2 protein-coding genes are annotated in these 5,517 nt (G+C 64.9%); one reads left to right on the forward strand and one right to left on the reverse strand.

Annotated elements, in window-relative coordinates; translation table 11 throughout:
* Positions 1–131: 131 nt before the first annotated feature.
* Positions 132–3,011: a TonB-dependent receptor plug domain-containing protein gene (locus LL972_RS21250; RefSeq protein ID WP_228329275.1), complete on the reverse strand. Its 2,880-nt coding sequence runs from the start codon at positions 3,009–3,011 to the stop codon at positions 132–134.
* A gap of 271 nt (positions 3,012–3,282) precedes the next feature.
* Between LL972_RS21250 and LL972_RS21255 the strand changes: the two genes are divergently transcribed.
* Complete coding sequence (locus tag LL972_RS21255; protein ID WP_228329276.1) at positions 3,283–5,256, forward strand: transglycosylase SLT domain-containing protein; 1,974 nt, start codon at positions 3,283–3,285, stop codon at positions 5,254–5,256.
* Positions 5,257–5,517: the final 261 nt, after the last annotated feature.

Genomic DNA, 5,517 nt, shown 5'->3' on the forward strand with positions numbered 1-5,517 from the left:
ACGCGGCATGGATGCCGCGTAAGAGCCTACAAGGACGTACTTGCGGCGTGTCCCGCGATGGTGGGCGGGCAAGGGCCCTGCAGCAAAATCCGCAGATCAGCAGCTCTCCGCTTTACGACCGCCCAGACAGACTAAAACTTCAAGTCGACCCGCGCATACCAGAAGCGCCCACCGGGGATGTCGTAGGTGGAGGCGTCATAGCCATTGAGGGAGCACGACAGGCACAGCGGCGGATCCTTGTCGAAGACGTTGTTCAAGCCGGCTGTCAGTTGCAGACCCTTGAGCCAATCGACGCGATAGCCAAGCTGTGCATCGTGATAGGTGATCGCATCCAGGCGGTTGGTGCCTACGGCAGGATCGGAACACACCGCAAATTCCACCGCATCGCCGCATTGCTCGGTGAGTTTGGAGATGTGGCGCGCCGTCCACGAGGCGGTCCAGTTACCCAGCGACCAGTCCAGCACCGCGTTGCTGGTCCACTCGGGAATTGCGCTGTCCACCACTTCGATGCCCGGCCCCTGCGGTTGCCGTTGCCCCGCCGCACCGAGCGCCTCGTAACGGCCCACGAAGGTGTTCTGCCAGGACAACTTGAAACGGCCAAACGCCGTCTCCGGCAACGTCCAGAACAGATCCACATCCCAACCGTCGGTCTTGATCGAACCCAGATTGGTCAAGCGATTGTTGAACGCATTGATGCCGCCGGTGGACGCGCGCCCGATGCCATTGCAATACAGCGTGTCCAAAGTGTCCACGCACAGATCCAGCTGGGTTTGCGCGTTGATCGCCTGGATCGCACCATCGACATGATGCCGATAGAACGTCATTTCCAGATCGAGGCGGTCGGACCAGCTGGCATTGCTGGCAAAGCCAGGACTGAACACGAAGCCGGCACTGAAGCTGCGCGAACGCTCCGGATCCAGTTGCTCGTTGCCGCCGGTGGTGACCGAGATCTGCTGGTTGGCCTGTTGATAGCCGGCCGGCACGCCGAGCGATGCGCAGTTGGCGGCGCTGCCGCGCGGCGCGGTGCCGCCCAACCCGATCGAGCATGGATCGGACAACTGCAGGTCGGCGCGCGCGGCCGAACCGAACAGCTCGCCGATGGTCGGCGCGCGAAAGCCTTCTGCATAACTGGTGCGCAGCACCAGCTCATCGGTGACCTGCCAACGCAAGCCATATTTTGGCGTGAATTCCCCACCGAACGTGGAGTAGTCCGAATAGCGGCCAGCGATGTTCAAGTCGAGTTTGTCGCCCAACGACGAATTGGCGAAGATCGGGATATTGAGTTCGAGATAGGCTTCGTTGACGTCGTAGCTGCCCGAGGTCGGCAACGACGGCACACCGTTGTAGCGCCCCGCCACGGTAAGCGGATCGGGTTGGTACGACCCTTCGTACTTGCGGTACTCGTAGCCGGTGGCGAACGACACCGCACCACCGGGCAGCTGGAACAGCTCGCTGCTCAGGTTGGCGGTGAATAGGCTCAACTCGTTCTGGCTGCGGTCGCGCACCACCGGCTGGATCCAGCGCAACATCTCCGGCGTGATACTGCCTGCGCCGCTGAAGATATCCAGTGGCACGCAGCCGGCCACCGCCGCGCACGCGGCCGGATCGCCCAGGCCTAGGTTGATGTTGTAGAGGTTGTAGCTGCCGTAGTTGGTCTGTTCGGCCTTGTTCTTGCTGTACATGCCGTTGACGTCCCAGAACCAGGTCCGCGCCGCAGCTTCGAAGGTGCCCACCAGACCAGTGCCGAAATACTGTGTGTCGACCTGCTGCTCGAAGCGACGCGCCCCGCCTTCCACCGGGCGGCGGCCGATCTGGATCAGGTTGGTGGCCGAATTCAACGCGAAGCCGAACGGATTGAACGGATTGAGCGCGGAAATCACGATGTTGTCGGCCAGCGGATTGCCGGTGCCGGCATCGGGGCCGAGAAAGATCGGCTCCGGCGCGGCCTGGTTGGTCGACTCGCGCCGGTTGCCCAACGCCTTGACGTACCACTGCACGTCGTCGTTGAAGTAATAGCGAAATTGCGCGAACACGCCCTTGCGCTCGGACGGCGTCAGCAACAGATTCTGTTCGGCGAAGTTATAGCGGTCCGCGGTGCCGAAACAGTGGTAATCGTCGCTGCGCGTACAGCCAGCACTGCCATCGTATTGCGGCGTACCGACGCCGGCGTTGGGCGTGAGGTTCTGGCGCACGCCGGTATTGGGATCGACGAACTGGAAGCGGCCATCCGGCGTTGCCGAACTGGCGAAGGTCAGCCCGGTGCCCGGAATCGGGAAGCGGGCCTGCGCGCGATCGCGCGCGTAGATCGGATCCTGCTTGACGTAGCTGGCGCCCAGAAACAGGCTGAAATCCTCGCCGCTGGTGCCCCAGGCCAGGTCCATGCCCTGGTTGGCGCCGTCGCCCTTGCCGTATTGCCCGTAGTTGAGCGTAACCTGCGCACCGTCGAAGCTGCGCCGGGTGATGATGTTGACCACGCCAGCAATCGCGTCCGAGCCGTACAGCGACGAGGCGCCATCTTCGAGCACCTCGATGCGCTCCACGATCGCCAACGGGATGGTGTTGAGGTCCGTCGACGAGCCCACGCCCGAGGCCGAGGATTCGTTGACCCAGCGGATGCCATCGACCAAGACCAGCACGCGCTTGGAACCGAGATGGCGCAGATCCACCTGCGCCGAGCCGGCGCCCACACCACCGCCATCGGGCGGAAAGCCGAAGTTGCCGGACGAGTTGAACTTCGCGTTGAGCGCCGACCCCGACGCGGTGAGTTCCTGCAGCACTTCGCCGATCGAGGTCAGGCCGGTGCGTTCGATGTCGGCGCGGTTGAGCGTCTGGATCGGCACCTGGCCCTGCAACTCTGCAGTCTTGATGCGGGTGCCGGTGACCTGCACGCTGTCGAGCGTGCGTGTGCTTGGGACGGCCTCGGGCTGTTGCGCCCAGGCGAGTGTGGGAACCAGACACAAGGACAACGGCACGGCCAGGCATGACCGACGGGGGCCAATCAGACGCTTCATCCTTTCTCTCTCCAGAAGGATTCTTGAGTGTCCGCACGCCCCCGTGCCCTGCGGTCCGTCCCCACTTTTAAACGAAACCTTAACGCCTCGCAAGCCGACCGTGCCGCGGTGAGAAGCAGTTCGCACTGCCTACGTAGCTGCGCCCGCTGGCGCGCGTGAGCGGTACGCACATGCACATCGCTGCGTGCTTATCGCGACCGGCTGCGCTGACGAGCGTCGATCTTGCGTGCATTCACTCAGGCGCGCAGGCGTGCTTCGGTATCATCGCGCAATGACTTATACCCCCCGTCTTGCCACTATTTTCGTCGGCCTGCTGTGCCTTGGCAGCACTGCGCTGCATGCCCAGAGCCTGGACCCGCAACTGACTGCCATGCGCGACGCTATCGCTGCTGCAGAGCGCGGCCAGTCCGATGCCGGTCAGCTGGCCGCGTTGAACCGTCACCCGCTCTATGGCTGGCTGGAATTTGCCACGCTCAAGCGCAACATCGACAACGTCTCCAATGCACAGGCGCAGGGATTCCTGCAGCGTTATGCGGGCCAGCCGGTGGCCGAAAGCTTCCGCGGCACCTGGTTGCCGGCAGTGGCGCGCCGCCAGGACTGGAACACCTTGCTGGCCAACTGGAAGCCCACCGACAACCTGGGCCTGCGCTGCGCGCAGCTGACCGCACGCCAGGCAACCGGCAAGCTGGATGCACAGTGGAGCCGCGATGCGTTGACCCTGTGGCGCACCGGCAAGGGCCTGCCCGACGCCTGCGATCCGGTGGTTGCCGGGCTGGAAGCGCGGAGTGAGCTCACTCCGGCGCTGCGCTGGGAGCGCGTGGAAGCGGCCGCCGATGCACAACTGCCTGCGGTGATGCGCACGGCCGCGCGCGGCTTGCCGGCGGCCGATCTGGCGTTGGCCAACGATTACGCTGCATTTCTGGACAAGGTGCACCCGCGTGCACTCGGTTGGCCAAAGACCGAGCGCAGCCGTCGCATCGCCGTCGACGGTCTGGCCAAACTGGCCAAGAGCGATCCGGACGCGGCCGAGCAGCAGTTGCCGCAGCTGGCGACCGCGCTTGGCTTCAGCGAGGCGCAGCGCGGCCAGGTGCTGTACCAGATCGCGCTGTGGACGGTGGCGTCCTACCTGCCGGACTCGGCACGGCGCCTCAATGCAGTCCCCGATGCCTCATACGACGAGCGCCTGCACGAATGGCGCGCGCGCGAAGCGATGTCGCGGGGTGACTGGCCGGCTGCATTGGCGGCGATCCGCAAGATGCCGGCCACCCAGCGCAGCGATTCGCGCTGGCAGTACTTTGAAGCGCGCCTGGCCGAGAAGACCGGCGCGGCCGCGGCCGCACAGCCGCTGTATCGCGCAGCCGCGCAATCGCCGACCTTCCACGGTTTCCTGGCCGCCGATCGCCTGCAGCAGCCGTATCGGCTGTGTCCGTGGGAGCCCAAGGACAACCCACAGGCCAAGGCCGCCGTCGCACGCGATCCGGCGTTGATCCGCGCAATCGCCTTGTTCCAGATCGACCGCCCCGGTTGGGCGGTGGCCGAGTGGAACGATGCCGCGAGCCGCTTCGACGACACCCAGCGCCGGCTGGCAGTGCAAGTGGCAAGCGAGAATGGCTGGTTCGATCGCGCGGTGTTCGCGCTCGGCAAGCAGCCGGACGAACAACGCCTGTATGCGTTGCGCTTTCCGCTGCATCACGACGACAGCATTCGACGCGAAGCGGCCAAAAATGCGATCGATCCGGCCTGGGTGGCAGCAGAGATCCGTGCCGAAAGCATCTTCAATCCACGCGCGCGTTCGCCTGCCAACGCGATGGGCCTGATGCAGGTCTTGCCGGGCACCGGCGCGGCGGTGGCAAAGGGCATCGCCCTGCCCGGCTACGCGGGCGCGAACAGCCTGTACGAGCCGGACACCAACATCGCCATCGGCACCGCCTATCTGCGCCAGTTGCTCAACACCTACGGCCTGCCCTACCTCACCATCGCCGCCTACAACGCCGGCCCCGGGCCGACCGGCCGCTGGCAATCGCAACGCCCCAACTTCGAGCCGGATTTCTGGATCGAGACCATCAGCTACAAGGAAACCCGCGAGTACGTCGCACGCGTGCTGGCTTTCAGCGTGATCTACGACTGGCAACTCAACGGCGACATGCTGCCGCTGAGCGATCGCCTGATGGGCAAGCTGGTGGACAAGCGCCTGAAACCGGTGTGCACGCCCGGCCAGGCGACCACTAACGCGGCGCAGGACTGAGCTTCAAGTCAGCCGACAAGCACCACCGCCGGATGAGGTGGTCGCGCTTGCGCGGTTGCGGGTGGTTGTCGCTCGGCCACGGGTGCGAGGGCTGGGTGGGCGGGCCGTTAGCGAACAACGCGTGCCATGCAGTGCCTGCACCATGCACACCGACCAACTCGACTGGTCCTTGCCCGCCCACCGTCGCGTAAGAGCCTTATCTGTTCGGATTCTGGCAGTTTGGGCGTCGAGAGCCGGCGTGGGCCACCGTGAGAGCCTGGA

Origin of the sequence: Xanthomonas campestris pv. asclepiadis (genome assembly GCF_020784175.1) — a bacterium.
Lineage (GTDB): Bacteria > Pseudomonadota > Gammaproteobacteria > Xanthomonadales > Xanthomonadaceae > Xanthomonas > Xanthomonas campestris_D.

Excerpts from the sequence above, each read along its gene's own strand:
- LL972_RS21250 (WP_228329275.1), bottom strand. The coding sequence starts at position 3,011 with ATGAAGCGTCTGATTGGCCCCCGTCGGTCATGCCTGGCCGTGCCGTTG.
- LL972_RS21255 (WP_228329276.1), top strand. The coding sequence starts at position 3,283 with ATGACTTATACCCCCCGTCTTGCCACTATTTTCGTCGGCCTGCTGTGC.